Raw genomic sequence first — 22,157 nt, 5'->3', positions numbered from 1 at the left:
CCCTTTCCCGCCCGGTCGTCCGGGGCGAGCGTTCTCGTGGGGCGCCGGTCCCGGCACCACCCGACAATCCGTGTGGTGCCCACCGACTCGTATCCGACACGCTAGCCGGTCCGTACAACGCAGTCGCGACGAAGGGGGGGACAAACGGCGGAGCCTTGTCCGGGGAGCCCCTACGATTCCTTAACGTGCCTATGCCGAAAGACCTTCCGAAACGCATCCTGATCGGGCGTGCCCTTCACAGCGACAAGCTCGGGGAAACCCTTCTCCCCAAGCGGATCGCGCTGCCCGTCTTCGCCTCGGACGCGCTCTCCTCGGTCGCGTACGCCCCCGAGGAGATCCTGCTCACCCTGTCCGTCGCGGGCGCCTCGGCGATCCACTTCTCCTGGCAGATCGGTCTCGTCGTCGCGATCGTGATGCTCGCCGTCGTCGCCTCGTACCGGCAGAACGTGCACGCCTACCCCAGCGGTGGCGGTGACTACGAGGTCGCGACCGTCAACCACGGGCCCAACGCGGGTCTGGTGGTGGCGAGCGCCCTGATGGTCGACTACGTCCTCACCGTGGCCGTCTCGACCACCTCGGGCGTCGCCAACGTCGTCTCCGCCGTCCCCGCGCTGCGCGGCCACGAACTGACCCTGTCGGTGATCGTGGTCATCCTGCTGATGGGGATGAACCTGCGCGGCGTGCGCGAATCCGGTTCCGCCTTCGCCGTCCCCACCTACGCCTTCATGATCGGCGTGATCGGGATGGTCGGCTACGGCGTGTTCCGGCACTTCGTGCTCGGCCAGGACATGCCCGCCGAGAGCTCCGGCTTCCGCCTCGTGGCGACGCCCGGCAACGAGTCGCTGGCGGGCTTCGCGATGGTCTTCCTGCTGCTGAAGTCCTTCTCCTCCGGCTGTGCCGCGCTCACCGGCGTGGAGGCGATCTCCAACGGCGTGCCGGCCTTCCGCAAGCCCAAGAGCAAGAACGCGGCCACCACGCTGCTGATGATGGCGAGCATCGCCGTCGTGATGTTCATGGGCATCATCTGGCTGGCCCGGCTGACCGGCGTCCAGATGGCCGAGAATCCGGCCGAGCAGCTCGGCGGCGTCTCGGCCGGCTACCACCAGAAGACCGCGCTGGCCCAGATCAGCGAGGCCGTGTTCAGCAACTTCACGGCGGGCTTCTACTTCGTCGCCGCCGTGACCGGCCTGATCCTCGTCCTGGCCGCCAACACCGCCTTCAACGGCTTCCCGGTGCTCGGCTCGATCCTGGCCCAGGACCGCTACCTGCCGCGCCAGCTGCACACCCGCGGCGACCGGCTGGCCTTCTCCAACGGCATCATCCTGCTGGCGATCGCCGCGATCCTGTTCGTGATCGCCTTCGACGCCGACCCGAACCGGCTGATCCAGCTCTACATCGTCGGCGTCTTCGTCTCGTTCAACATGAGTCAGTCCGGCATGATCCGGCACTGGACCCGGCTGCTGCGCGCCGAGACCGACCCGGCCAAGCGCCGTCACATGCAGCGCAGCCGGGCGATCAACACCTTCGGCCTGGTGATGACCATGGCCGTGCTGATCGTCGTCCTGGTCACCAAGATCAGCCACGCCTGGATCGCGATCGCGGCGATGATCGTGCTGTTCGTGATGATGAAGGGCATCCGGCGCCACTACGACCGGGTCTCCGAGGAGCTGATCGCCGCCGAGGAGGCGGACGACGTGGTGCTGCCCACCCGGGTGCACGCCATCGTGCTGGTCTCCAAGCTGCACAAGCCGGCGCTGCGCGCCCTCGCGTACGCCAGGCTGGCCCGCGCCCACACGCTGGAGGCCGTCACGGTCAACGTGGACCCGGCCGACACGGCGGCGCTGCGGCGGGAGTGGGACGAGCGGGGCATCGAGGTGCCGCTCAAGGTGCTGGACTCGCCGTTCCGCGAGATCACCGGGCCGGTGCTGGACTACGTGAAGAACCTGCGGCGCAACAGCCCGCGCGACGTGGTCTCGGTCTACATCCCCGAGTACGTGGTCGGCCACTGGTACGAGCACCTGCTGCACAATCAGAGCGCGCTGCGGCTCAAGGGTCGGCTGCTGTTCAAGCCCGGGGTGATGGTCACCTCGGTGCCCTGGCAGCTGGAGTCCTCGGAGCGCCGCAAGCCGCAGAAGGCCTGGTCGGCGCCGGGTGCCGTCCGGCGTGGCGAGCCTCGGGCGCCGAAGGCCGTAAAGTCGAAGGATTCCGTCTCCGCCGGTGCGAGCACCGGCGGCGCCAGCTCCGACCTCAGCAAGGACGCCTCCCAGTGACCCGCAACACTCCGCCCCGCTCCTCGGGCTCCTCCGGCAAGGGCTCCCGCCGGGGTGGCTCCCAGCCCGGGCAGGTCTCCCGTCCGCGGTGGGGCCGGCCGTCCCGTCCGGAGGCCACCGACCGCGACGGCCTGACCGCACGCACCGCGCCGATCGTCCCGGGGGAGCAGACGCCGTCGGAGGACCGCGCGCCGGGCCGGGGCGCGGGCGACAAGGGAGCAGGCAAGGGCGCGGGCGGGAAGGGCGCGGGCGCCGGCAAGGGCGCGGCGAAGAGCACGGGCGGCAAGGGGGCTCCCGGTTCCGCCGGTTCCGCCGGCGGCGCCCGGAAGGCTCCGCGCAAGCAGGCGGTGCGGCCGCCGAAGGCACTGCGCGGCGCCGCCGCCCGGGCGCCGCGGCCCGAGACGCCGTCCGGCGAGCCGCTGGCCGGACAGCGGTACGAGGTCGAGGTCGGCCCGGTCGCGCACGGCGGCGGGCACTGTGTGGCCCGGCACGAGGGGCGGGTGCTGTTCGTGCGGCACGCGCTGCCCGGCGAGAAGGTCGTCGCGCTGGTGACCGACGGCACCACCACCTCGCGGTTCCTGCGGGCCGACGCGGTGGAGGTCCTGGAGCCCGCCAAGGACCGGATCGAGGCGCCGTGCCCGTTCGCCGGGCCCGGCAAGTGCGGCGGCTGCGACTGGCAGCACGTCACCCCGGGCGGGCAGCGCAAGCTCAAGGCCGCGGTGCTGACCGAGCAGCTGGCCAAGCTGGCCGGGCTCACCCCGGCCGAGGCGGGCTGGGACGGCAGCGTCGAGCCGGTCGGCGGCAAGCTCCCGGCCGGGCAGGTGCCGGCCTGGCGCACCCGGGTCCAGTACGCGGTGGACCCGGAGACCGGCAAGGTCGGCCTGCGCAAGCACCGCTCGCACGACGTGCAGGCGATCGACCGCTGCCTGATCGCCGCCGAGGGCGTCACCGAGCTGGGCATCGAGGCCCGCGACTGGCCGGGCGTGGCCAGCGTCGAGGCGATCGCCGCGACCGGCTCCTCGGACCGCCAGATCGTGCTGACCCCGCGCGACGGCGCCCAGCTGCCGCTGGTCGAGCTGGACAAGCCGGTGTCGATCGCCCGGGTGGACGCGCAGGGCGACGTGCACAAGGTGCACGGGCGCGGCTTCGTCCGCGAGCGGGCCGCCGGGCGGACCTGGCGGATCAGCAACGGCGGCTTCTGGCAGATCCACCCGGAGGCGCCGGACACCCTGGTCGACGCCGTGCTGGACGGCCTGGACCCGCAGTGGGGCGAGAGCGCGCTCGACCTGTACTGCGGGGTCGGCCTGTTCGCCGGTGCGCTGGCCGACCGGGTCGGCGAGGAGGGCGCGGTGCTCGGCATCGAGTCCGCCAAGCAGGCCGTGGTCGACGCCCGGCACAACCTGGCCGCGCTGGACAACGTGCGGATCGAGTGCGACCGGGTCGAGACGCTGCTGCCGCGCACCGGCATCACCGCCACCGACCTGATCGTCCTGGACCCGCCGCGCTCGGGCGCCGGGCGCGAGACCGTCGCGCACCTGGTCGGCCTGGAGGCGCGCCGGATCGCCTACGTGGCCTGCGACCCGGCGGCGCTCGCCCGGGACCTGGCGTTCTTCCGGGAGGGCTGCTACCGGCCGGTGTCGTTGCGGGCGTTCGACCTGTTCCCGATGACCCACCACTTCGAGTGCGTGGCGATCCTGGAGCCGACCGGGGAGTGACCGGGGTCGGTCGGTAGGCCGGTCGGTCGGCTTTCCGGTGGTTCGGCTGCTCGGCCGTTCGGCTGTTCGGCGTAGGAGGCGGTGCCCGCTCGGCGGGTGCCGCCTCCTCGTCGTTCGAGGGGCGGGCCGGTCAGGGCTCGTTGTGCTCCTCCTCGTCCGGGCTGTGCGGAAGGTCGATGCCGTGCTGGGAGGCGAGCCGGAGGAGCGAGGAGACCCGGCCCTCGTACGCCTGGACGCCGTCGGCGTCCCCTTCGGCCCGCGCCGCCGCGAGGTCCTGTCGGGCCCGGGCGAGCTGTTCGCGGAGCTCCTGGTCGAACATGGCTGTCATTGCCGGCCTCCCCACCGGTCGGTGCCGCTCGGTGGAACGCTCAGGGGAGTTCAGAGTCCCGGATGGTGAAGGACTCTTCAAGTCTCGCTCGTCCTGGTGGGGTGGGGCGGCGATGGGCGGGTATGGGAGGTGGGCGGCCCGGAGCGGGCGCGGGCGGCGGCTCCGGACGGTTCCGGTGACGGCTCGGCCGGCGGTTCCGGTGACGGTTTCGGTGACGGGGAGGTTGCGTGGGGGCGTGCGGCAGGTGTGCGGGCGGGGTGCGTGCGCCCTTGTTGTGCTAGCACTTCGGCGCTAGCTTGAGGGCATGGCCAAGAAGCAGCTGAACGTCCGCGTGGACGCCACGACCGCGGAGATGGCCCGGGAACGGGCGGAGCAGCAGGGGATCAGCATGAACCAGTACATCGAGCGCCTGGTCCAGCAGGACATGGGCGAGTCCGGGCGGGCCTTCGTCGACGCGGCCGCGCAGTTCATGAAGGAGTACGAGACGGCCTTCCTCGCCGAGTTCGGGGAGCCGGGCGACCTCCAGGACGTGCGCCGTTGAACCTGGAGGTCGACCTCTCGTGGCTGCTGATGACCGCCGAGCAGTACACGCCCGGTGACCCGCAGGTCACCGACTACGGCTCGCTGCTCGCGGCCGTCACCCGGCACCAGGCCGAGATATTCGACATCGCCGTCTACCCCGAACCGCAGGACCGCGCCGCCGCGCTGATGCACCAGCTGATCCGGGTGCCGGCCCTGGAGAAGACCAACGAGCTCTTCGCGACCGCCGTCGCGTACGCCTACCTCGTCGCCAGCGGTTGCACCGTCGCCACCACCGCCCGCGAGGTGCGCAGCCTCTCCCGGGCCATCCGCGAGGGGCGGATCGGGGTGTCCGGCGTCGCCGAGCGGCTGGCGGCGTGGGTGGTGGACGAGGCCGAGGGGGAGGGCGTCAGCGGGGCGGACGACGAGGACGAGGACGAGGAGTGACCGCCGTTCCCGCCCCCGCCGCCGCCCCCGGTCAGGCCCCGGGGGCGGCGGGCTCCGCGATCAGGGCCGTCGCGAACGGGCGGAAGCCGGCCCGGCGGTAGATCCGGGCGACGTCCTCGTCGGAGGCGGACAGGAAGACCGTCCGCACGCCGTTGGCCCGGGCGTGCGCGACCAGGGCCGCCGTGACCGCGAGGCCCAGGCCGCGGCGGCGCGCGGAGGGCAGGGTGCCCACGCCGACCACCTCGCCGACCGGGCCCACCGGGTTGTACCGGCCCGAGCACAGGGCGGCGCCGCCCTCCAGCGCGGCGGCCAGCACGGTGGCGCCGTCGGTGAGCCGCCGGGCGACCCGCGCCAGCCCGCCGTCGGCCGTCAGGGCCGCCGTGCTCGCCGCCAGTTCGGTCGCGCCGGCCGGGCCGACGGCGGTGCCGGGGGCGCCGAAGGCCACCTCCGGGACGGCTGCCGCCTCCGCCAGCTCGGGCGCGTCCGCGGTCAGCACCCGCACCTCGACGGGGTCCGGCAGCTCGGGTGCCGGGGCCGGTTCGTCCTGCGGGCCGAGCACCAGCAGCGGGTGCTCGTGCACGGTCAGGCCCGCGGCCTCGACCGCCGCGCGCAGCTCGGGGTTCTGCTCGGCCACCCACTCGAAGGCCTCCGGCACGCCCAGCTCGCGCTGCCGCTCCAGCACCCGGCGGACGTCCTCGGCGGTGACGGCCGGGCCGTCGTGGCCGGGCGTCGGGCGCGCGTAGTAGTGCCAGCCGGTGCCGTCCTCGCGGACGAAGAGGGTCAGCGGGCCGAAGTCCTCGGCACGGGCGGCGCTGCGCGGTGCGGCGTCGTAGTAGCGCTCGATCTCGTCGAGCAGCGGGCGGTCGGCGGCATGATCGGCAGGGGTCACGGCGTGCATCCAAGCAGCGGAGCGGGCGGGCTGCCACCGATTTACGCGCCTCGATCCGGCTGGGCGGGGGCGGCCGGGGGCTGGACGGGCGGGTTCCGGCGGGGATTGTTGCCGAACGCTTACCGGTCCGCAGCGATCTTGTGCGGCCACAGAGTGCATGCTGATTCTTTTACAGCTCTGCCGAGGGGGACGGCGGACGTCTGCACTCGGCGAGGCAAGGGGGAAGACAGGCCCATGAGGCTCTGCTTTCTGGTGGAGGAACACTACCGGCACGACGGCATGCCGCTCGACGTGGCACGTCAGCTCACCGCGTGGGGGCACCGGGTGGACGTGCTGCGCCCCGGGGACTCGCTGCTGGCGATCTCCGAGGCGGTCCGGGCCGGCAGCCACGACGCCTGGGTGCTGAAGACCGTCTCCGGCGGGCCCGGGCTGACCCTGCTGGAGGCGGCCGCCGCCGTCGGCCTCACCACGGTGAACGACGTGCGCTCGATCCGCGGCGTCCGGGACAAGGCGCTCGCCGCGGTGATCGGCCGCACCCGCGGGCTGCCCGTCCCGGTGACGTACGCGGCCGCGCGGTGGGAGCGGCTCGCGGAGATCCCGGTCGCCGAGTACCCGCTGGTGGTCAAGCCCGCCGACGGCAGCTCGGGGCGCGCCGTCCGGCTGGTGCGCAGCCCGGACCACCTGCTGGTGGTCGGGCCCGAGCTGGCGGGGGAGGGGCTGCTGATCGCGCAGCCGTACGTGCCGAACTCCGGTACCGACCTCAAGGTGTACTGCGTCGACGGCGAGCTCTTCGCGACGGAACGTTCCTCCCCGCTGCACTCCGGGCAGGGCGTGCGGGAGCGGCAGGTGCCGCTGCCGGGGAGCGTCGCGCGGATCGTGGCGCAGGTCGGCGAGGTGTTCGGGCTCGACCTGTTCGGGGTCGACGTGCTGCTCGGGCCGGACGGGCCGGTGGTGGTCGACATCAACGACTTCCCGAGCTTCCGGCAGGTGCCGGACGCGGTGGCCCGGGTCGCCCGGGCGGTGCTGCGGCTCGCGCGCAGCGGGACGGCCGTCTCGGTGCCCGGCGAGCCCGCCGCGCTGGTGCCGGCGGGCGGGGCGTCGTACGGACGACTGGGCTTCGGTGACGGGGAGTTGCTGTGAGGATCGGGCTGATCGCCGGGGATCCGGGGCACCCGGTGCTGGCGGCGGCCGCCGCGCTGCTGGTGGAGCGCGGGCACGAGGTGTCGGCCGTCCCGCCCGCCGGGCCGGTGGACGTGCTCGCGGACGTCTACCTGCTCAAGGCCCGGACGCCCCGGGCGCTGGCGCTGGCGCGCGAGTTGGAGGGCCGGGGCGCGCCGGTGGTCAACTCGGCGGCGGCGACGGAGCTCTGCCAGGACCGGGTGCGGATGGCCGAGCTCGCGCGCGCCGCCGGACTGCCGTTCGCGGCGACGGTCGACGCCGGGCGGCTGGGCGAACTCACCGCTGCCGCCGGTCCGTTCGTGGTCAAGAGCCGGCACAGCAGGCGGCACGACCTGGTCGCCCGGGTCGACGGCCCGGCCCGGCTGCGCGAACTCGCCGAGGTCTGGGCCGAGGAGCCCGTCGTCACCCAATCGTTCGTCCCCGGGACCGGGTGGGACCAGAAGCTGTGGGTGGTCGACGGGCAGGTGTTCGCCGCCCGGCGGCGCTCCGAACTGGCCTCCGGGCCGGGGGAGCCGGGGCGGGCGGCGGACTGGGAGCCGCCCGCCGAGCGGGCCGCGCTCGCGCTGCGGGTCGGCGAGGTGTTCGGGCTCGACGTGTACGGGGTCGACCTGCTCGACGGGCCGGCCGAGCCCGTCATCGTGGACGTCAACGCCTTCCCCGGGGTCCGCGGGCGGCCCGGTGCGCCCGAGGCGCTCGCCGCGCTCGCGGAGCGGGTCGCGGTGCGGCGGGGTGCGGCGGAGCGGGTCGCGGTGGGGTAGGAGGAGGCGTCGTCCGGGGTCGCTGCTCCGGGGCGGGGGCCGCAGGCAGGGGCGCCGGGTCGGTCGGCGCGGTCGGTCGGCGTGAATCGGGCAGGGCGGTTGATCGGCGCGGTTGATCGGCGCGGTCGGGCGGGGCGGGGGTCGTTAGGCTGGCTGGCGCCCCGACCGGCCGGGGCGTACGGCGAGAGAAGACGGAACGTTGCTGCAGGACATCGAGCGCTACCTGGCCTGCCCCCTCTGCGCGCAGGCCCTCACCCGGCAGGACCGCAGCCTGCGCTGCCCCGCCGGGCACAGCTTCGACCTCGCCAAGCAGGGCTACGTCAGCCTCCTCGCCGGCGATGCCCACACCGGCACCGGGGACACCGCCGAGATGGTCGCGGCCCGTGCGGACTTCCTCGCCGCCGGGCACTACCGGCCCATCGCGGACGCCCTCGCCGAGGCCGCCGCCGGTGCCGTCGCCGCGGCGCCCGCCGATGAGCCCGGCGGGCTGGTCGCCGACCTCGGCGCCGGCACCGGGCACTACCTGGCCCACGTCCTCGACGCCCTGCCCGACCGGGTCGGCGCCGCCCTCGACATCTCCAAGTACGCGCTGCGCCGCGCCGCCAAGGCGCACCCGCGGATCGGCGCCGTCGTCTGCGACGCCTGGCGCCCGCTGCCGCTGCGCGAGGCCTCCGCCGAGCTGATGCTCAACGTCTTCGCCCCGCGCAACGGGCCCGAGATCCGCCGGGTGCTGCGCCCCGGTGGCACCCTGCTGCTGGTCTCCCCCACCGCCCGGCACCTGCGCGAACTGGTGGACGCGCTGGGGCTGCTGTCGGTGGACGAGGAGAAGCAGCGGCGGATCGACGAGAAGCTCGGGCCGTACCTGACGCCGGCGGGGCGGCGGGAGGTCGAGTTCACCCTGCGGCTCGGCGCTCAGGACGTGCGCACCGTGGTGGGCATGGGGCCCAGCGCCTGGCACACCGACCCGGAACGGCTCGGTGCCGCGCTCGCGGCGCTGCCGGACCCGGTCGAGGTGACCGCCTCGGTGACGGTGGCCGCGTACCGGCGCTGAGCGCTTCGGGGGCGGTTCGGGGAGCGCTTCGAGGTTTCCGCGGGCTTCCGTGTGCTCGTGGGCGCCCCTGCGCGCTTCGGGGCGCGGGTGGGGTTGCCGGTCTCGGGCCGGGACGGCTTGTCATCGGGTCGGGACGGCCGGTCATCGGATCGGGGTGGGGCGCCACGTTGGGATGAATCTGTCGTGCAGGCACGTTTCTGTCGGCCGGCCTGAGGCTAACGTCCGACGGGTGAACCGCGACGCCACCAGGCCCGCAGGGCCGGCCCCCCTCCGACCGGGAGCCCCGGAGCCCGACCGGTCGCCCGTGCCACGCCCCACCGTCGAGGAGCTCCGGCTCACCTCGTTCAAGTCCTACCGGCGCGCGGTGCTGCCGCTCGCGCCCCTCACGGTGCTGTACGGGCCCGCCGGGGTCGGCAAGTCCAACGCCCTCGACGCGCTGGCGGTGCTGTCCCGGCTCGCGCTCGGCGAGGAGATCACCGACTCGCTGGACGGGCGGCCCGACCCTGCCGGTCCGCTCGCGCTGCCCGTCCGGGGCGGGCTCGACGGCTGCGTCCCGCACGGCCGGGACGCGATCATCCTCGGCTGCACCGTCCGCTCCCCGCACGGCCGGATCCGGCTCGACGTCGTGATCCGCACCGACGGCCCGGTCCGGATCGCCCGGGAATCGCTCACCCTCGACGGCCGGACCCTGGTGGACACCGGCGAGCAGGACCTCCGCCACCGACGCGTCAACGTCTGCTGGCACAACGACACCCGGCAGGGCGACATCCGGGCGCCCTTCCCCAGCGGCACCATGATCACCGCGCAGCTGCCGCTGCGGGTCGCGGGCTCGTCGGCCGGCGAGTGCCTGGTCCTGGCCGCCGCCGAGGACCTGCTCACCGCGCTGCGCGAGGTCTTCCCGCTGCACCCCGTCCCCGCCCTGATGCGCGGCTGGGCCACGGCCGACCCGCAGGCCCGGCTGCGCGGCAACGCCGCCAACATCTCCGCCGTCATCGCCCGGCTGGGCGACGAGTGCCCGCGCCGGTACGGGCAGCTCCTGCGGGTCGTGCAGTCCGCCGCGCCGCACCCGCTGCTCGGGCTCACCGTGGCCGAGCGCGAGAGCGACGCGGGCGTGCGGCACGTCCTGACCGTCTTCGACGAGGGCGTCCTCGGGCGCACCGGGGCCGACCAGGCCTCCGACGGCATGCTGCGCCACCTCGCCTTCGCCGCGGTGCTGCTGACCGGCGCCGGGGTGCTCGATCTCGACGTGGCCGCCGAGGTGCCGTGGGCGCACCGGCAGCTGACCGTGCTGGCCGAGGACCTGGGGGCCGGGCTCTCCACCGAGCAGGCCGGCTCGCTGCTGCGGCTGGCGCGGGACATGGCGGAGCGCGGCCAGCTGCGGGTGGTGGCGGCGCTGCAGGAGCCGGCGGCGGTCCGGGAGGCGCTGGGCGGCGCGGGCGAGGGGCGGCCCGGTGAGGCGTGGCCGGGCGGGGTGACGGTGGTCGAGTGCCGGCGGGACCCGGACTCGGGGCTCACGGTGCTGCGGCCGGAGACGGTCCGGGTGCCGGCCCAGGGCGGGCGCGGGGAGGGGACCGACGGGACCGCGGAGGGGGAACGGCCGGCGCAGGGTCCGGCGAAGGGGCCGGCGAAGGGGCCGGTGACGGAGGGGGCCGGGTCGGCGGTGGGCGGCGATGGGGTAGACCTGGAGGGGTGAGCGAACGAGTGACGGGACCGGGGGAGCCGACCCTGGAAGCCCTGCGACAGCGGCTGGTGGACTTCGCGGCGGCCCGGCGGTGGGAGCCCTTCCACACGCCGAAGAACCTGGCGGCGGCGCTGAGCGTGGAGGCGGGGGAACTGCTGGAGATCTTCCAGTGGCTGACGCCCGAACAGGCGGCCGCAGCGATGTCCGAGCCGGAGCGCGCGCACCGGGTGCGGGACGAGGTGGCGGACGTGCTGGCGTACCTGCTGCAGTTCTGCACGGCGGTCGGGGTGGATCCGCTGGAGGCCCTCGCGGCCAAGATCGAGCGCAACGAGCACCGCTTCCCGGTGCCGGACGGGGCGGCTGACGTCAACCCGGACGTGAACGACCAACCCTTGTGAGGGACGGAAGTTATCCACAACCCTGGAGTTGTCCACAGGTTCTGACAAGACGGATGCGGGTTCGCGCACTTCCTCGCACGCTGTCGCCATGACCACCCGGCCGCCCTTCCCTGCGGCCCGGGCTGACGGCGACAGCGAGCGAGAGGAGCGGTGGCCATGGAGGCGCTGCGACTGATCAGGACGGCCCGGCACGCCCTGGCCGAGGCCAGGCACGTCCCCGATGTGCTGGCCGAGGCGCGGCAGGCCGCGCTGCTCACCGAGGCGATGGGTGCCCGGTTGGCGGAGTCGGAGGACGAGGAACTCACCGGGCTGGGCCAGCAGCTCTCCGAGGCCGGGGCGCACGCGGCGGTCTGCCTGGACCGCTCCGTTACCCGGGCCGCCCTGGTGAGCGGCGGTCGGGCCGGGCGGCTCACCGAACTCGGGGAGCTGGCACCGGCTCTGGGGGCGCTGGACGGTCTGCTGCAGGAGGTCGGGGAGACGCTCGTGGTGCTGGCCTGCGGAGCCGACACCGAGAGCCTCTACTGGACGTGCATCGACGGCGTCGACGCGGTGGCGGAGTGCAAGGAGCTGGCCGGGCGGCTCCGGGACGCGGCGGGCCGGGCCGGGGGAGCGGAGCGTACGGCGCTGGGCGGGGCGGAGCCCGAACGGGCCGACTGCGGTTCGCCGTTACTCGTTCGGCTCGACCCGCCGGGCGGCGAGGGGCCGCCGGGCGACGTCGGTCTGCCGGACGTCGTCGGACCGCCGGGTGAGGGCGGGCCGACGGTGCCGGAGCGGGCGGCCGGCTACCGGGTTCCCGGCGCGGCCGGGGCCTCGGAGGTGTCCGTGCCGGTCGGGTAGGAGGCGGGGCCGGCGGCCGGCGCCCCGGAGGACTGCAGCGCGGCGAGATCCGCCGTGACGGAGGCGAGCAGTTCCTGCATCCGCTCCAGCAGGCTCCTGGAGGCGTCGGGCCCGGCCCAGGCGCCCTCGGCCGAGCCCGTCGGGCTGCTCGGGAGCTGTGGCGTGGCGGAGCGTTCGGACATGGCGGGACCTCTTCGGATCGGTGGTGCGGGGTGAAGCGGCCGACGGTGACTCGGCCCGTGCGGCGGGAGCGGTGGCTGCCCGGCCACCGGGATGCACGCCCCCGCCTCAGCACCCAACGAACCGCCCCGGCGGCCGTCACCGGGCACCACCCGATGCGGTCCGACTCGGGTGCGGCGTAAGCCTCCCGGGTGAGCCGGGGTTGCCGCTGCGACGCGGCCTGGGCTAGGTGCGGGCGCCGGTCGGGGTGCGAGCCGGGCGCGGGAAGGTTCCGTCCGAGGCGACGGGAGGAGGGCCGGAAGGAGGGCCGGAGACGGCCGGAAAGGGGGAGAAACCCCCCCTTGCCACTCTCAACGTATAGCGCACGGGGGGTCTTGCGGCAAGGCCCCCGTGGTGCCGCACAATCGCAGGCCTCAGATCGGAGCTGATGCCATGACCCCCCTGACCACCAGCGCGTTCGACCTTCCCGACGGCCTCTCCGCGAAGGCCGACCCGGCACTGATCGGCGGCGACGAGCGGCACTTCGCGGCCGTCGCGCAGAGCCTTGAGCAGGCGATCGCCGAGCTGTCCGACCGCCTCGACGTCCTGCGCCGGGCGCCGGGCGGCCTCGGCCGGGAGGCGATGGACCGGGACGTCGAGGTCCACAAGCTGACCGGCCGCCTGCGCGCCCTGCGTCGCTTCGGTCTGGACCTCTGCCTCGGGCACGTCGTCGGCGCGGACGACGCCGAGCCGGTGTACGTCGGTCGGCTCGGTCTCACCGACAGCGAGGGGCGCCGGCTGCTGGTCGACTGGCGCTCCCCGGCGGCCGAGCCGTTCTTCGCGGCGACCCACGCCGACCCGATGGGGCTGGCGAGCCGCCGCAGGTACCGCTGGACCGGCGGCCGGATCAGCGACTACTGGGACGAGGTGTTCACCGCCGAGGCCCTGGAGGGGCACGCCGCGCTGGACGACCAGTCCGCGTTCATCGCCGGCCTGGGCGGCAACCGCTCGGCCCGGATGCGGGACGTGCTGGCCACCATCCAGTCCGACCAGGACGCCATCATCCGGGCCGGGTCCCGCGGCGCCCTCGTGGTCGACGGCGGTCCGGGCACCGGCAAGACCGTCGTCGCGCTGCACCGCTCCGCCTACCTGCTCTACTCCGACCCACGACTCGGCCACCGGCGCGGCGGGGTGCTGTTCGTCGGCCCGCACCAGCCGTACCTGGCCTACGTCGCCGACGTCCTGCCCAGCCTCGGCGAGGAGGGCGTGCGGACCTGCACCCTGCGGGACCTCGTCGCCGAAGGGGCGGAGGCGGAGACCGAGGCCGATCCGGAGGTGGCCCGGCTGAAGTCCTCGGTGGCCATGGTGGAGGCGATCGAGAAGGCCGTCCGGTTCTACGAGGAGCCGCCCACCGAGGGGATGGCGGTCACCACCTCCTGGTCCGACCTCTGGCTGAGCCCCGCGGACTGGTCCGACGCGTTCGCCGCGCCGGACCCGGGCACCCCGCACAACGAGGCACGCGAGCAGATCTGGGAGGAGCTCGCCACGATCCTGAGCGAGAAGCTGGACGCGGACGAGGAGGAGGTGTCGCCCGAGCTGTTCCGCCGGTCGCTGCGGCAGGACCGGGAGCTGGTGGAGACCCTCAACCGCGCGTGGCCGCTGCTCGAAGCCGCCGACCTGGTCGGCGACCTCTGGTCGGTGCCCGCCTACCTGCGGATGTGCGCGCCCGGGCTCGACCCCGAGGAGGTCCGCGCGCTGCAGCGCAAGGATGCGCCCCAGGCCTGGACGGTGTCCGACCTGCCGCTCCTGGACGCCGCCCGGCAGCGTCTCGGCGATCCGGAGACGGCCCGGCGGCAGCGCCGGCGCGAGGCCGCGGTCGCCGCCGAACGCGCCCGCATGGCCGAGGTCATCGGCGACCTGCTCCAGGCCGATGACGACGGCGAGGGAGCGGTGACGATGCTGCGCGGACGCGACCTCCAGGACACCCTGGTCGACGAGACCGCCCTGCCCGTCGCCGACCCCGAGCCGTTGGCCGGCCCGTTCGCGCACGTGGTCGTGGACGAGGCCCAGGAGCTGACCGACACGGAGTGGCAGATGCTGCTCCTGCGCTGTCCGTCCCGGAGCTTCACCATCGTCGGGGACCGCGCGCAGGCCAGGCACGGCTTCACGGAGTCCTGGCAGGAACGGCTGGAACGGATCGGGCTCGACCGGACCACGGTGGCCTCGCTGAGCATCAACTACCGGACGCCGGAGGAGGTCATGGCGGAGGCCGAGCCCGCCATCCGGGCCGCACTGCCGGACGCCAACGTGCCGACCTCCGTCCGCAGCAACGGCATCCCCGTCGCGCACGGGTCCGTGGCGGAGCTGGACGCGGTTCTGGACGGCTGGCTCGCCGAGCATGCCGAGGGGGTCGCCTGCGTGATCGGCGCTCCGGACTTCCGGGCCCGGCCGCGGGTCCGGTCGCTGACCCCGGAGCTGTCGAAGGGGCTTGAGTTCGACCTGGTCGTCCTGGTCGATCCGGAGGCGTTCGGCGAGGGCGTCGAGGGAGCCGTCGACCGCTACGTCGCGATGACCCGGGCGACCCAGCGGCTCGTGATCCTCAGGAGCTCGTGACGCGGAGAGGAAGGAGCGAGGAGGGCGGAGACACGGAGGAGGAACGGAAGGAGGAAGGAGGGAGAACGGAGAAGGGAGGCGATGGCGGCGGAGCCGGAACGCCCGTCCCCCGGTCGAGTGACGCGGGTGTCGGCCGACGGCGTCGGGAGGCCAGACTGGGGCGATGGACGAGGAGGAACCGCTGGCGGCGTGGGCGGCCAAGCGAGAGCAACGGCTGCGGCCGGTAGGGCAGTTGCGTGCCGTACGGCTCGCGGGCGGGCGGCAGTACGGTGCCCATGTGGCGCCCGGCGAGCCGAGGCTGATCCTGCGCTGGGACGGCTACCAGTGGCTGCCGGAGACGGTGGCCGAGGACTACGCCGCCGCCCAGCGGATCCTGCACGGGATCGAGGGCGACGGCCTGCTGCGCCTCGCTCACCGGGGGCAGCGGCCGCGGAAGGCACCGGGGCGCCACCGCAAGCCCCGAGGGGTGTGAGGCACCGCCGCGCGCCCTGGCGCTGCCGCGAGCGCTGAGGCCACCGCGAGCCCTGGCACCGCCGGGCACACTCACACCGCTGCGCACCCCGACCCCACCGGACCCGGATGCGCGTGCGGACCCCGAAACGCGTGCGGAGCCCCGCCGCCACGACCGGGCTCCGGGACACGAGCGGGGCCCGGCGCCACCCGGCGCCGGACCCCGACGGTCGCTGCCCGCAGGTCAGTTGTGGGCGTGCAGGTCCGCGTTCAGACCGCCCCAGGAGCCGGAGCGGGCGATGACCTCGACCGCGCCGCTCTGCGAGTTGCGGCGGAACAGCAGGTTGTCCTGGCCGGACAGCTCGACGGCCTTGGCCACCGTGCCGTCCGGGGTGGTGACCCGGGTGCCGGCGGTGACGTAGAGGCCGGCCTCGACCACGCAGTCGCTGCCGAGCGAGATGCCGATCCCCGCGTTGGCACCGAGCAGGCAGCGCTCGCCGACCGAGACGACCTGCTTGCCGCCGCCGGACAGGGTGCCCATGATCGAGGCGCCGCCGCCGATGTCGCTGTGGTCGCCGACGACGACGCCCGCGCTGATCCGGCCCTCGACCATGGAGGTGCCCAGCGTGCCGGCGTTGAAGTTGACGAAGCCCTCGTGCATCACGGTGGTGCCGGCGGCCAGGTGGGCGCCGAGCCGGACGCGGTCGGCGTGGGCGACGCGCACACCGGTCGGGGCGACGTAGTCGGTCATCCGCGGGAACTTGTCGATGCCGTACACGGCCAGCTGGCCGCCCTGGGCGCGCACCGCGAGGCGGGCCTGCTCGACCTTGTCCACCGGGACGGGGCCGATGCTGGTCCACGCGACGTTGGCCAGCAGGCCGAAGATGCCGTCCAGGTTCTGGCCGTGCGGCTTGACCAGGCGGTGGCTCAGCAGGTGCAGGCGCAGGTACACGTCGTGCGTGTCGAGCGGCTTCTCGTCCAGCGAGGCGATGGTGGTGCGCACGGCGACCACCTCGACGCCGCGGCGCGCGTCGGCACGCAGCGCCTCGGCCGCGCCGGCGCCGAGCTCGGCCTCGGCCTGCTCGGCGGTCAGACGGACGGTGCCGGCCGGGCCGGGCTCGGCGGCCAGCGCGGGGGCGGGGTACCAGGTGTCGAGGACGGTGCCGTCGGCGGCGATGGTGGCCAGGCCGGCGGCCACGGCGCCGTTCGCCGAGGAGGTGGATTCGGGCGAGGTGGATTCAGCAGTCACATCGTGCACGTTAGCCAATGCGGGGCCCCGGTGCCGAACACGCCCACCGTGCGGACGTGCCCGACGGACGTCCCGGCCACCGGGGTGCGGCCGGGGAAAACCCGGTGCTCAGGGGCCTTCCGCTGGGCAATACTTCCGCGGGTGTTCATGTCGATCTCCACCACCGGCAGCGCCGAAGGTCCGGCCACGGATCTCGGGTTCCTGCTGCACAAGCACCCCGGCAAGGTCCAGCGGTTCACGACGTCGCACGGCGAGGCCCACGTCTTCTACCCCGAGGCGGGGGACGAGGTCTGCACGGCGGCGCTGCTGCTGGACATCGACCCGGTCGCACTGGTCCGCAAGGGCCGGGGCGACGGCAAGGGCCGCGGCGGCTCGCCCGACTTCGCGCTCGCCCAGTACGTCAACGACCGGCCGTACGCCGCGTCCTCGCTGCTCGCGGTGGCGCTGCGGACGGTGTTCCGGTCCGCGATGAAGGGCGACTGCCCGTCCCGTCCCGAACTGCCGGGGCAGGCCCGCCCGCTGCGGATCGAGCTGTCCGCCGTGCCCGCGAACGGCGCGGGCGAGGGCGGCGGCCCGGCGATGGTGGCCCGGTTGTTCGAGCCGCTGGGCTGGCGGGTCGAGGCGACGGCGATCCCGCTGGACGAGGCGTTCCCGGAGTGGGGCGACTCCCGGTACGTGCGGATCGCGCTCGCCTCCGACACCGTCCGGCTCGCCGACGCGCTCCAGCAGCTGTACGTGCTGCTGCCGGTGCTGGACGGCGCCAAGCACTACTGGGTCGCCCCGGACGAGGTGGACAAGCTGCTCGCCGCCGGCGAGGGCTGGCTGGCCACCCACCCGGAGCGCGCCCTGATCACCCGTCGCTACCTCGCCCGGCGCTGGTCGCTGACCCGGGCCGCGATGGAGCGCCTGGAGCTGGCCCGGCTGGCGGAGGCGGACGACCGCGAGGTCGAGGAGATCGACAACGCGGTCGACGACCGGCCCGGCGAGGAGACCGGGCCGGAGGACCGCGAGCAGAACGGGCCGGCGCACCGCGAGGGGCACGACGAGACGCACCGCGAGGGGAACGGCGGGGCGCGGGCGGAGCCGGAGCGGCCCCGCCCGCCCTCCCTGGCCGAGCAGCGCCGCACCGCGATCCTCGACGCCCTGCGCGAGACCGGCGCTGCCCGCGTCGCCGACCTCGGCTGCGGCCAGGGCGAGCTGATCGGCGAACTGCTGAAGGACGCCCGGTTCACCGGGATCCTCGGCGTGGACGTGTCCGTGCGGGCCCTGCAGGCGGCGAACCGCAAGCTGCGCCTGGAGCGCCTGCCGGAGCGGCAGGCGGCCCGGGTGAAGCTGGTCCAGGGCGCGCTGACGTACACCGACGCCCGGCTGAAGGGCTTCGACGCGGCGGTGCTGTGCGAGGTGATCGAGCACCTGGACCTGCCGCGGCTGCCCGCCCTGGAGTACGCCGTGTTCGGCGCCGCCCGGCCGAGGGCCGTCGTGGTCACCACGCCGAACGCCGAGTACAACGTCCGCTGGGAGACCCTGCCGGCGGGCAGCGTCCGGCACGCCGACCACCGCTTCGAGTGGTCCCGCGCCGAGTTCCGCGCCTGGGCCGAGAAGGTCGCGGCCGCCTACGGCTACACCGTGGTGCTGCGCCCGGTCGGCCCGCAGGACGAGGAGGTCGGCGCGCCGACCCAGCTCGCCCTGTTCACCACCGCCGAGCCGACCGTGCCCGAGCAGCCCACCGTGCCGAACCGCACCGCGCCCGAGCCGACCGCCACCGGGCCGCTCACCACGGACCGGCCGCTCACCACCGACCCGACGACGCCCGAAGGAGGCGAACCCCGATGACCGACGCCGCAGCCGACGAAACCACCGAGAGCACAGCCCCGCGCCGCCTCCCCGTCACCGACGTCTCCCTCGTCGTCCTGATCGGCACCAGCGGCGCGGGCAAGTCCACCTTCGCCCGCCGCCACTTCCTGCCCACCCAGGTCGTCTCCTCCGACTTCTGCCGCGGCCTGGTCGCCGACGACGAGAACGACCAGTCCGCCTCCGCCGAGGCCTTCGACGTCCTGCACTACATCGTCGGCAAGCGCCTGGCGGCCGGCCGGCTGACCGTCGTGGACGCCACCAACGTCCAGCCGGAGGCGCGCCGCCAGCTGGTCCGGATCGCCCGCGAGCACGACGTGCTGCCGATCGCGATCGTCCTGGACGTCCCGCCGGGGGTGTGCGCCGAGCGCAACCGCTCCCGTCCGGACCGCCAGCTGCCCGCCCACGTCATCCCCCGGCAGAACCGCGAGTTGCGCCGCTCCCTGCGCGGCCTGGAGCGCGAGGGCTTCCGCAAGGTGCACATCCTGCGCGGCGAGGCCGAGGTGGGCTCGGCCGAGATCGAGACGGAGAAGCGCTACAACGACCTGCGCCACCTCACCGGCCCGTTCGACATCGTGGGTGACATCCACGGCTGCCGCTCCGAGCTGGAGACCCTGCTGACCCGCCTCGGCTACGCCCTCACCCGGGACGCCGAGGGCCGCCCGGTGGACGCCGAGCACCCCGCGGGCCGCACCGCCGTCTTCGTCGGCGACCTGGTCGACCGCGGCCCCGACACCCCGGGCGTGCTGCGCCTGGTGATGGGCATGGTGGCGGCCGGCCACGCGATCTGCGTGCCCGGGAACCACGAGAGCAAGCTCGGCCGCGCGATGGACGGCAAGAAGGTCACCGTCTCGCACGGCCTGCGGGAGTCGCTGGACCAGCTGGCGGGCGAGTCCGAGGAGTTCAAGGCCGAGGTGCGCGCCTTCATGCGCGGCCTGGTCAGCCACTACCTGCTGGACGGCGGCGCGCTGGTGGTCTGCCACGCCGGGCTGCCGGAGAAGTACCACGGCCGCAACTCGGGCCGGGTCCGCTCGCACGCGCTGTACGGGGAGACCACCGGCGAGACCGACGAGTTCGGCCTGCCGGTGCGCTACCCGTGGGCGGAGGAGTACCGCGGCCGGGCGCTGGTGGTCTACGGCCACACCCCGGTGCCGACCGCGAGCTTCGTCAACAACACCGTCTGCCTGGACACCGGCTGCGTCTTCGGCGGCAGCCTGACCGCGCTGCGCTACCCGGAGCGCGAGCTGGTGAGCGTCGAGGCCGAGCGCGAGTGGTACGCCCCGGTGCGTCCGCTGATCACCGACGCGCCGGGTGCCCGGGAGGGCCGCCCGCTGGACCTCGCCGACGTCGCCGGGCGCCGGATCGTCGAGACCGGCCTGCACGGGCGGGTCGCCGTCCGGGAGGAGAACGCGGCGGCCGCGCTGGAGGTGATGAGCCGCTTCGCGCTGGACCCGCGGCTGCTCGCCTACCTGCCGCCGACCATGGCGCCGAGCGCGACCTCCCGCCGGGACGGCTACCTGGAGCACCCGGAGGAGGCCTTCCTGGCCTACCGCGCGGACGGCGTGCGGCACCTGGTGTGCGAGGAGAAGCACATGGGTTCGCGCGCGGTGCTGCTGGTCGCCCGGGACGACGCCGCGCTGGAGCGCCGCTTCGGCGTGGCGGGCCCGGGCGCGATCTGGACCCGCACCGGCCGGGCGTTCCTCAACGACGACGGGCTGACGGCCGCCGTGCTCGACCGGGTGCGGGCGGCCGCCGAGCGCGCCGGCCTCTTCGACGAGCTGGGCACCGGCTGGCTGCTGCTGGACGCCGAGCTGATGCCGTGGTCGCTGAAGGCGGTGGAGCTGCTGCGCCGCCAGTACGCGGCGGTCGGCGCGGCGGCGGGCGCCGCCCTGCCGGAGGTGCTGTCCGCCCTGGAGCGGGCGGCCGGACGCGGCCTGGACCTGGCCGGGCTGACCGACCGCCAGCGGCAGCGCTCCGCCGACGCGCGGGCGTTCACCGAGGCGTACCGGCGCTACTGCTGGCCGACCGAGGGCCTGTCGGGCATCCGGCTGGCGCCGTTCCAGCTGCTGGCCGCCGAGGGGGCGAACCTCGCGGTGCGCCCGCACGACGAGCACCTGGCCCGGATCGACCGCCTGGTGGCCGCCGACGACGGGAAGGAGCCCGTGCTGCACCGCACCGGCCGGGTCCTGGTGGACACCGAGGACGAGGCCTCGACGGCCGCCGCCACCGCCTGGTGGGAGGAGCTGACCGGGTCGGGCGGCGAGGGCATGGTGGTCAAGCCGCTGGCCTCGCTGGTGCGCACCTCGCGCGGCGAGGGCCGTCCGGGCGGGCTGGTGCAGCCCGGCGTGAAGGTGCGCGGCCGGGAGTACCTGCGGATCATCTACGGCCCGGACTACACCCGGCACCTCGACCGGCTGCGGCAGCGCGCGCTGGGCCACAAGCGCTCGCTGGCGCTGCGCGAGTACGCGCTGGGCCTGGAGGCGCTGGACCGGCTGGCGGCCGGCGAGCCGCTGTGGCGGGTGCACGAGCCGGTGTTCGCGGTGCTGGCGCTGGAGTCCGAGCCGGTCGACCCGCGCCTGTAGCGGCGGACGACCACCGGGTCGACGGCCGGGCCGGCGTACGTGCGGAGTCGGCCCACGGCAGGGGAGCCCCGGGCGGGGCTCCCCTCATCCACCCCATCTCTGTATAGAAATTCCAACAATCGTATACACTTGCCAGCCTTCAAGCCTTCCCCCTCGTCCCGTCACCCCAGGAGACCGGTATGGCCTTCAACCTCCGGAACAGGCACTTCCTCAAGGAGCTCGACTTCACGCCCCAGGAGTTCCGCTTCCTGGTGGACCTCGCCGCCGGCCTGAAGGCGGCGAAGTACGCGGGCACCGAGCAGCCCCGGCTGCGCGGCAAGAACATCGCGCTGATCTTCGAGAAGACCTCCACCCGCACCCGCTGCGCCTTCGAGGTCGCCGCCCACGACCAGGGCGCCACCACCACCTACCTGGACCCGTCGGCCTCGCAGATCGGCCACAAGGAGTCCATCAAGGACACCGCCCGGGTGCTCGGCCGGATGTTCGACGGCATCGAGTACCGCGGCCACGGCCAGGAGGTCGTCGAGGAGCTCGCCACGCACGCCGGCGTCCCGGTCTGGAACGGCCTCACCGACGAGTGGCACCCCACCCAGATGCTGGCCGACGTCCTCACCGTCACCGAGCACACCGTCAAGCCGCTGGCCGACGTCGCGCTCGCCTACCTCGGCGACGCCCGCTCCAACATGGGCAACTCGCTGCTGGTCACCGGCGCCCTGCTCGGCATGGACATCCGGATCGTCGCCCCGCGCGCGCTCTGGCCGACCGAGGACGTGCAGAAGTCGGCCCGGGCCCTGGCCGAGTCGACCGGCGCCCGGATCACCCTGACCGAGGACGTCGCCGAGGGCGTGGCCGGCGCCGACTTCCTCTACACCGACGTCTGGGTCTCGATGGGCGAGCCGAAGGAGGTCTGGGCCGAGCGGATCGAGCTGCTCAAGCCCTACCAGGTCTCCATGGACACCGTCCGGGCCACCGGCAACCCGGCCGTGAAGTTCCTGCACTGCCTGCCCGCGTTCCACGACCTCGGCACGGTGCTCGGGCGGCAGATGTACGAGGAGACGGGCATGACCGAGCTGGAGTGCACCGACGAGCTGTTCGAGTCGCCGCACTCCATCGTGTTCGACCAGGCCGAGAACCGGCTGCACACCATCAAGGCGGTGCTGGTCGCCACCCTCGGCTCCTGA

General features: G+C 74.4%; 19 protein-coding genes. 15 read left to right on the top strand and 4 right to left on the bottom strand.

The genetic code is table 11. The features are described 5' to 3' along the window. Positions 1 to 191: 191 nt before the first annotated feature. Together AB0Q99_RS30385 and AB0Q99_RS30380 are read left to right on the top strand one after the other, a co-directional pair. The gene (locus tag AB0Q99_RS30385) at positions 192 to 2,270 is read left to right on the top strand and encodes an APC family permease (RefSeq protein WP_363576788.1); all 2,079 of its coding nucleotides are present in this window, start codon (positions 192 to 194) and stop codon (positions 2,268 to 2,270) included. Between the two features lie 419 nt (positions 2,271 to 2,689). Then, positions 2,690 to 3,985, top strand: a complete 1,296-nt coding sequence (locus AB0Q99_RS30380; protein ID WP_363576804.1) for a class I SAM-dependent RNA methyltransferase — start codon at positions 2,690 to 2,692, stop codon at positions 3,983 to 3,985. 130 nt (positions 3,986 to 4,115) lie between these two features. Here AB0Q99_RS30380 and AB0Q99_RS30375 read toward each other — a convergent pair whose 3' ends face one another. Further along, positions 4,116 to 4,313: a hypothetical protein gene (locus AB0Q99_RS30375; RefSeq protein ID WP_363576786.1), complete on the bottom strand. Its 198-nt coding sequence runs from the start codon at positions 4,311 to 4,313 to the stop codon at positions 4,116 to 4,118. 304 nt (positions 4,314 to 4,617) lie between these two features. Between AB0Q99_RS30375 and AB0Q99_RS30370 the strand changes: the two genes are divergently transcribed. Then, positions 4,618 to 4,854, top strand: coding sequence for a toxin-antitoxin system HicB family antitoxin (locus tag AB0Q99_RS30370; protein ID WP_350526055.1), 237 nt, complete (start codon positions 4,618 to 4,620; stop codon positions 4,852 to 4,854). Beyond that, positions 4,851 to 5,279 (top strand): fic family toxin-antitoxin system, toxin component, encoded by a 429-nt coding sequence (locus tag AB0Q99_RS30365; RefSeq protein WP_363576784.1) that lies wholly within the window; start codon positions 4,851 to 4,853, stop codon positions 5,277 to 5,279. The genes AB0Q99_RS30370 and AB0Q99_RS30365 overlap by 4 nt, the downstream gene beginning before the upstream one ends. Positions 5,280 to 5,310: 31 nt before the next feature. Here AB0Q99_RS30365 and AB0Q99_RS30360 read toward each other — a convergent pair whose 3' ends face one another. Further along, positions 5,311 to 6,177, bottom strand: coding sequence for a GNAT family N-acetyltransferase (locus AB0Q99_RS30360; protein ID WP_363576782.1), 867 nt, complete (start codon positions 6,175 to 6,177; stop codon positions 5,311 to 5,313). Positions 6,178 to 6,402: 225 nt separating this feature from the next. On the opposite strand from AB0Q99_RS30360, the gene AB0Q99_RS30355 reads away from it, so the two are divergent. The 6 genes from AB0Q99_RS30355 (at position 6,403) to AB0Q99_RS30330 (ending at position 12,072) form a co-directional block, all read left to right on the top strand. Beyond that, positions 6,403 to 7,308 carry an ATP-grasp domain-containing protein gene (locus AB0Q99_RS30355; RefSeq protein ID WP_363576780.1) on the top strand — a complete coding sequence of 302 codons (906 nt, stop codon included), beginning with the start codon at positions 6,403 to 6,405 and terminating at the stop codon, positions 7,306 to 7,308. After that, positions 7,305 to 8,105 (top strand): alpha-L-glutamate ligase, encoded by an 801-nt coding sequence (locus tag AB0Q99_RS30350; protein ID WP_363576778.1) that lies wholly within the window; start codon positions 7,305 to 7,307, stop codon positions 8,103 to 8,105. The genes AB0Q99_RS30355 and AB0Q99_RS30350 overlap by 4 nt, the downstream gene beginning before the upstream one ends. Positions 8,106 to 8,304: 199 nt before the next feature. Continuing rightward, a complete protein-coding gene (locus AB0Q99_RS30345) occupies positions 8,305 to 9,156 on the top strand; it encodes a putative RNA methyltransferase (protein ID WP_363576777.1) in 852 nt (283 codons plus the stop codon). A 304-nt stretch (positions 9,157 to 9,460) separates the two neighbouring features. Next, positions 9,461 to 10,849, top strand: coding sequence for an ATP-binding protein (locus AB0Q99_RS30340; RefSeq protein ID WP_363576776.1), 1,389 nt, complete (start codon positions 9,461 to 9,463; stop codon positions 10,847 to 10,849). After that, a complete protein-coding gene (locus AB0Q99_RS30335; RefSeq protein WP_363576775.1) occupies positions 10,846 to 11,235 on the top strand; it encodes a nucleotide pyrophosphohydrolase in 390 nt (129 codons plus the stop codon). The genes AB0Q99_RS30340 and AB0Q99_RS30335 overlap by 4 nt, the downstream gene beginning before the upstream one ends. 156 nt (positions 11,236 to 11,391) lie before the next feature. Continuing rightward, positions 11,392 to 12,072: a DUF6099 family protein gene (locus AB0Q99_RS30330; RefSeq protein ID WP_363576774.1), complete on the top strand. Its 681-nt coding sequence runs from the start codon at positions 11,392 to 11,394 to the stop codon at positions 12,070 to 12,072. Here the strand turns inward: AB0Q99_RS30330 and AB0Q99_RS30325 are convergent. After that, positions 12,018 to 12,254 (bottom strand): hypothetical protein, encoded by a 237-nt coding sequence (locus AB0Q99_RS30325; RefSeq protein ID WP_363576773.1) that lies wholly within the window; start codon positions 12,252 to 12,254, stop codon positions 12,018 to 12,020. The two genes, AB0Q99_RS30330 and AB0Q99_RS30325, sit on opposite strands and share 55 nt — an antisense overlap. A 430-nt stretch (positions 12,255 to 12,684) precedes the next feature. Here AB0Q99_RS30325 and helR point away from each other — a divergent pair, with 430 nt between their 5' ends. Both helR and AB0Q99_RS30315 read left to right on the top strand, forming a co-directional pair. Further along, positions 12,685 to 14,844, top strand: a complete 2,160-nt coding sequence (gene helR / locus AB0Q99_RS30320) for an RNA polymerase recycling motor ATPase HelR (protein WP_363576772.1) — start codon at positions 12,685 to 12,687, stop codon at positions 14,842 to 14,844. A gap of 163 nt (positions 14,845 to 15,007) precedes the next feature. Further along, the gene (locus tag AB0Q99_RS30315; protein WP_363576771.1) at positions 15,008 to 15,316 is read left to right on the top strand and encodes a DUF6087 family protein; all 309 of its coding nucleotides are present in this window, start codon (positions 15,008 to 15,010) and stop codon (positions 15,314 to 15,316) included. A 222-nt stretch (positions 15,317 to 15,538) separates the two neighbouring features. Here the strand turns inward: AB0Q99_RS30315 and dapD are convergent, their stop codons facing one another. Beyond that, entirely contained in the window at positions 15,539 to 16,543 is a 1,005-nt protein-coding gene (gene dapD, locus AB0Q99_RS30310; protein WP_363576770.1) for a 2,3,4,5-tetrahydropyridine-2,6-dicarboxylate N-succinyltransferase, read from the bottom strand. Between the two features lie 141 nt (positions 16,544 to 16,684). Between dapD and AB0Q99_RS30305 the strand changes: the two genes are divergently transcribed. The 3 genes from AB0Q99_RS30305 (at position 16,685) to argF (ending at position 22,157) form a co-directional block, all read left to right on the top strand. Continuing rightward, a complete protein-coding gene (locus AB0Q99_RS30305) occupies positions 16,685 to 18,376 on the top strand; it encodes a 3' terminal RNA ribose 2'-O-methyltransferase Hen1 (RefSeq protein WP_363576769.1) in 1,692 nt (563 codons plus the stop codon). Then, a complete protein-coding gene (locus AB0Q99_RS30300) occupies positions 18,373 to 20,976 on the top strand; it encodes a polynucleotide kinase-phosphatase (RefSeq protein ID WP_363576768.1) in 2,604 nt (867 codons plus the stop codon). The genes AB0Q99_RS30305 and AB0Q99_RS30300 overlap by 4 nt, the downstream gene beginning before the upstream one ends. Before the next feature lie 179 nt (positions 20,977 to 21,155). Further along, entirely contained in the window at positions 21,156 to 22,157 is a 1,002-nt protein-coding gene (gene argF, locus AB0Q99_RS30295; protein WP_363576767.1) for an ornithine carbamoyltransferase, read from the top strand.

This window comes from Kitasatospora sp. NPDC086791 (assembly GCF_040685975.1).
Classification (GTDB): domain Bacteria; phylum Actinomycetota; class Actinomycetes; order Streptomycetales; family Streptomycetaceae; genus Kitasatospora.
The sequence above is the reverse complement of the archived record's forward strand: the minus strand, read 5'-3'. Positions and strand labels throughout refer to the sequence as shown.

Excerpts from the sequence above, each read along its gene's own strand:
- AB0Q99_RS30385 (WP_363576788.1), top strand. The coding sequence starts at position 192 with ATGCCGAAAGACCTTCCGAAACGCATCCTGATCGGGCGTGCCCTTCAC.
- AB0Q99_RS30375 (WP_363576786.1), bottom strand. The coding sequence starts at position 4,313 with ATGACAGCCATGTTCGACCAGGAGCTCCGCGAACAGCTCGCCCGGGCC.
- AB0Q99_RS30370 (WP_350526055.1), top strand. The coding sequence starts at position 4,618 with ATGGCCAAGAAGCAGCTGAACGTCCGCGTGGACGCCACGACCGCGGAG.
- AB0Q99_RS30360 (WP_363576782.1), bottom strand. The coding sequence starts at position 6,177 with ATGCACGCCGTGACCCCTGCCGATCATGCCGCCGACCGCCCGCTGCTC.
- AB0Q99_RS30355 (WP_363576780.1), top strand. The coding sequence starts at position 6,403 with ATGAGGCTCTGCTTTCTGGTGGAGGAACACTACCGGCACGACGGCATG.
- AB0Q99_RS30330 (WP_363576774.1), top strand. The coding sequence starts at position 11,392 with ATGGAGGCGCTGCGACTGATCAGGACGGCCCGGCACGCCCTGGCCGAG.
- AB0Q99_RS30325 (WP_363576773.1), bottom strand. The coding sequence starts at position 12,254 with ATGTCCGAACGCTCCGCCACGCCACAGCTCCCGAGCAGCCCGACGGGC.
- helR (WP_363576772.1), top strand. The coding sequence starts at position 12,685 with ATGACCCCCCTGACCACCAGCGCGTTCGACCTTCCCGACGGCCTCTCC.
- AB0Q99_RS30315 (WP_363576771.1), top strand. The coding sequence starts at position 15,008 with ATGGACGAGGAGGAACCGCTGGCGGCGTGGGCGGCCAAGCGAGAGCAA.
- AB0Q99_RS30300 (WP_363576768.1), top strand. The coding sequence starts at position 18,373 with ATGACCGACGCCGCAGCCGACGAAACCACCGAGAGCACAGCCCCGCGC.
- argF (WP_363576767.1), top strand. The coding sequence starts at position 21,156 with ATGGCCTTCAACCTCCGGAACAGGCACTTCCTCAAGGAGCTCGACTTC.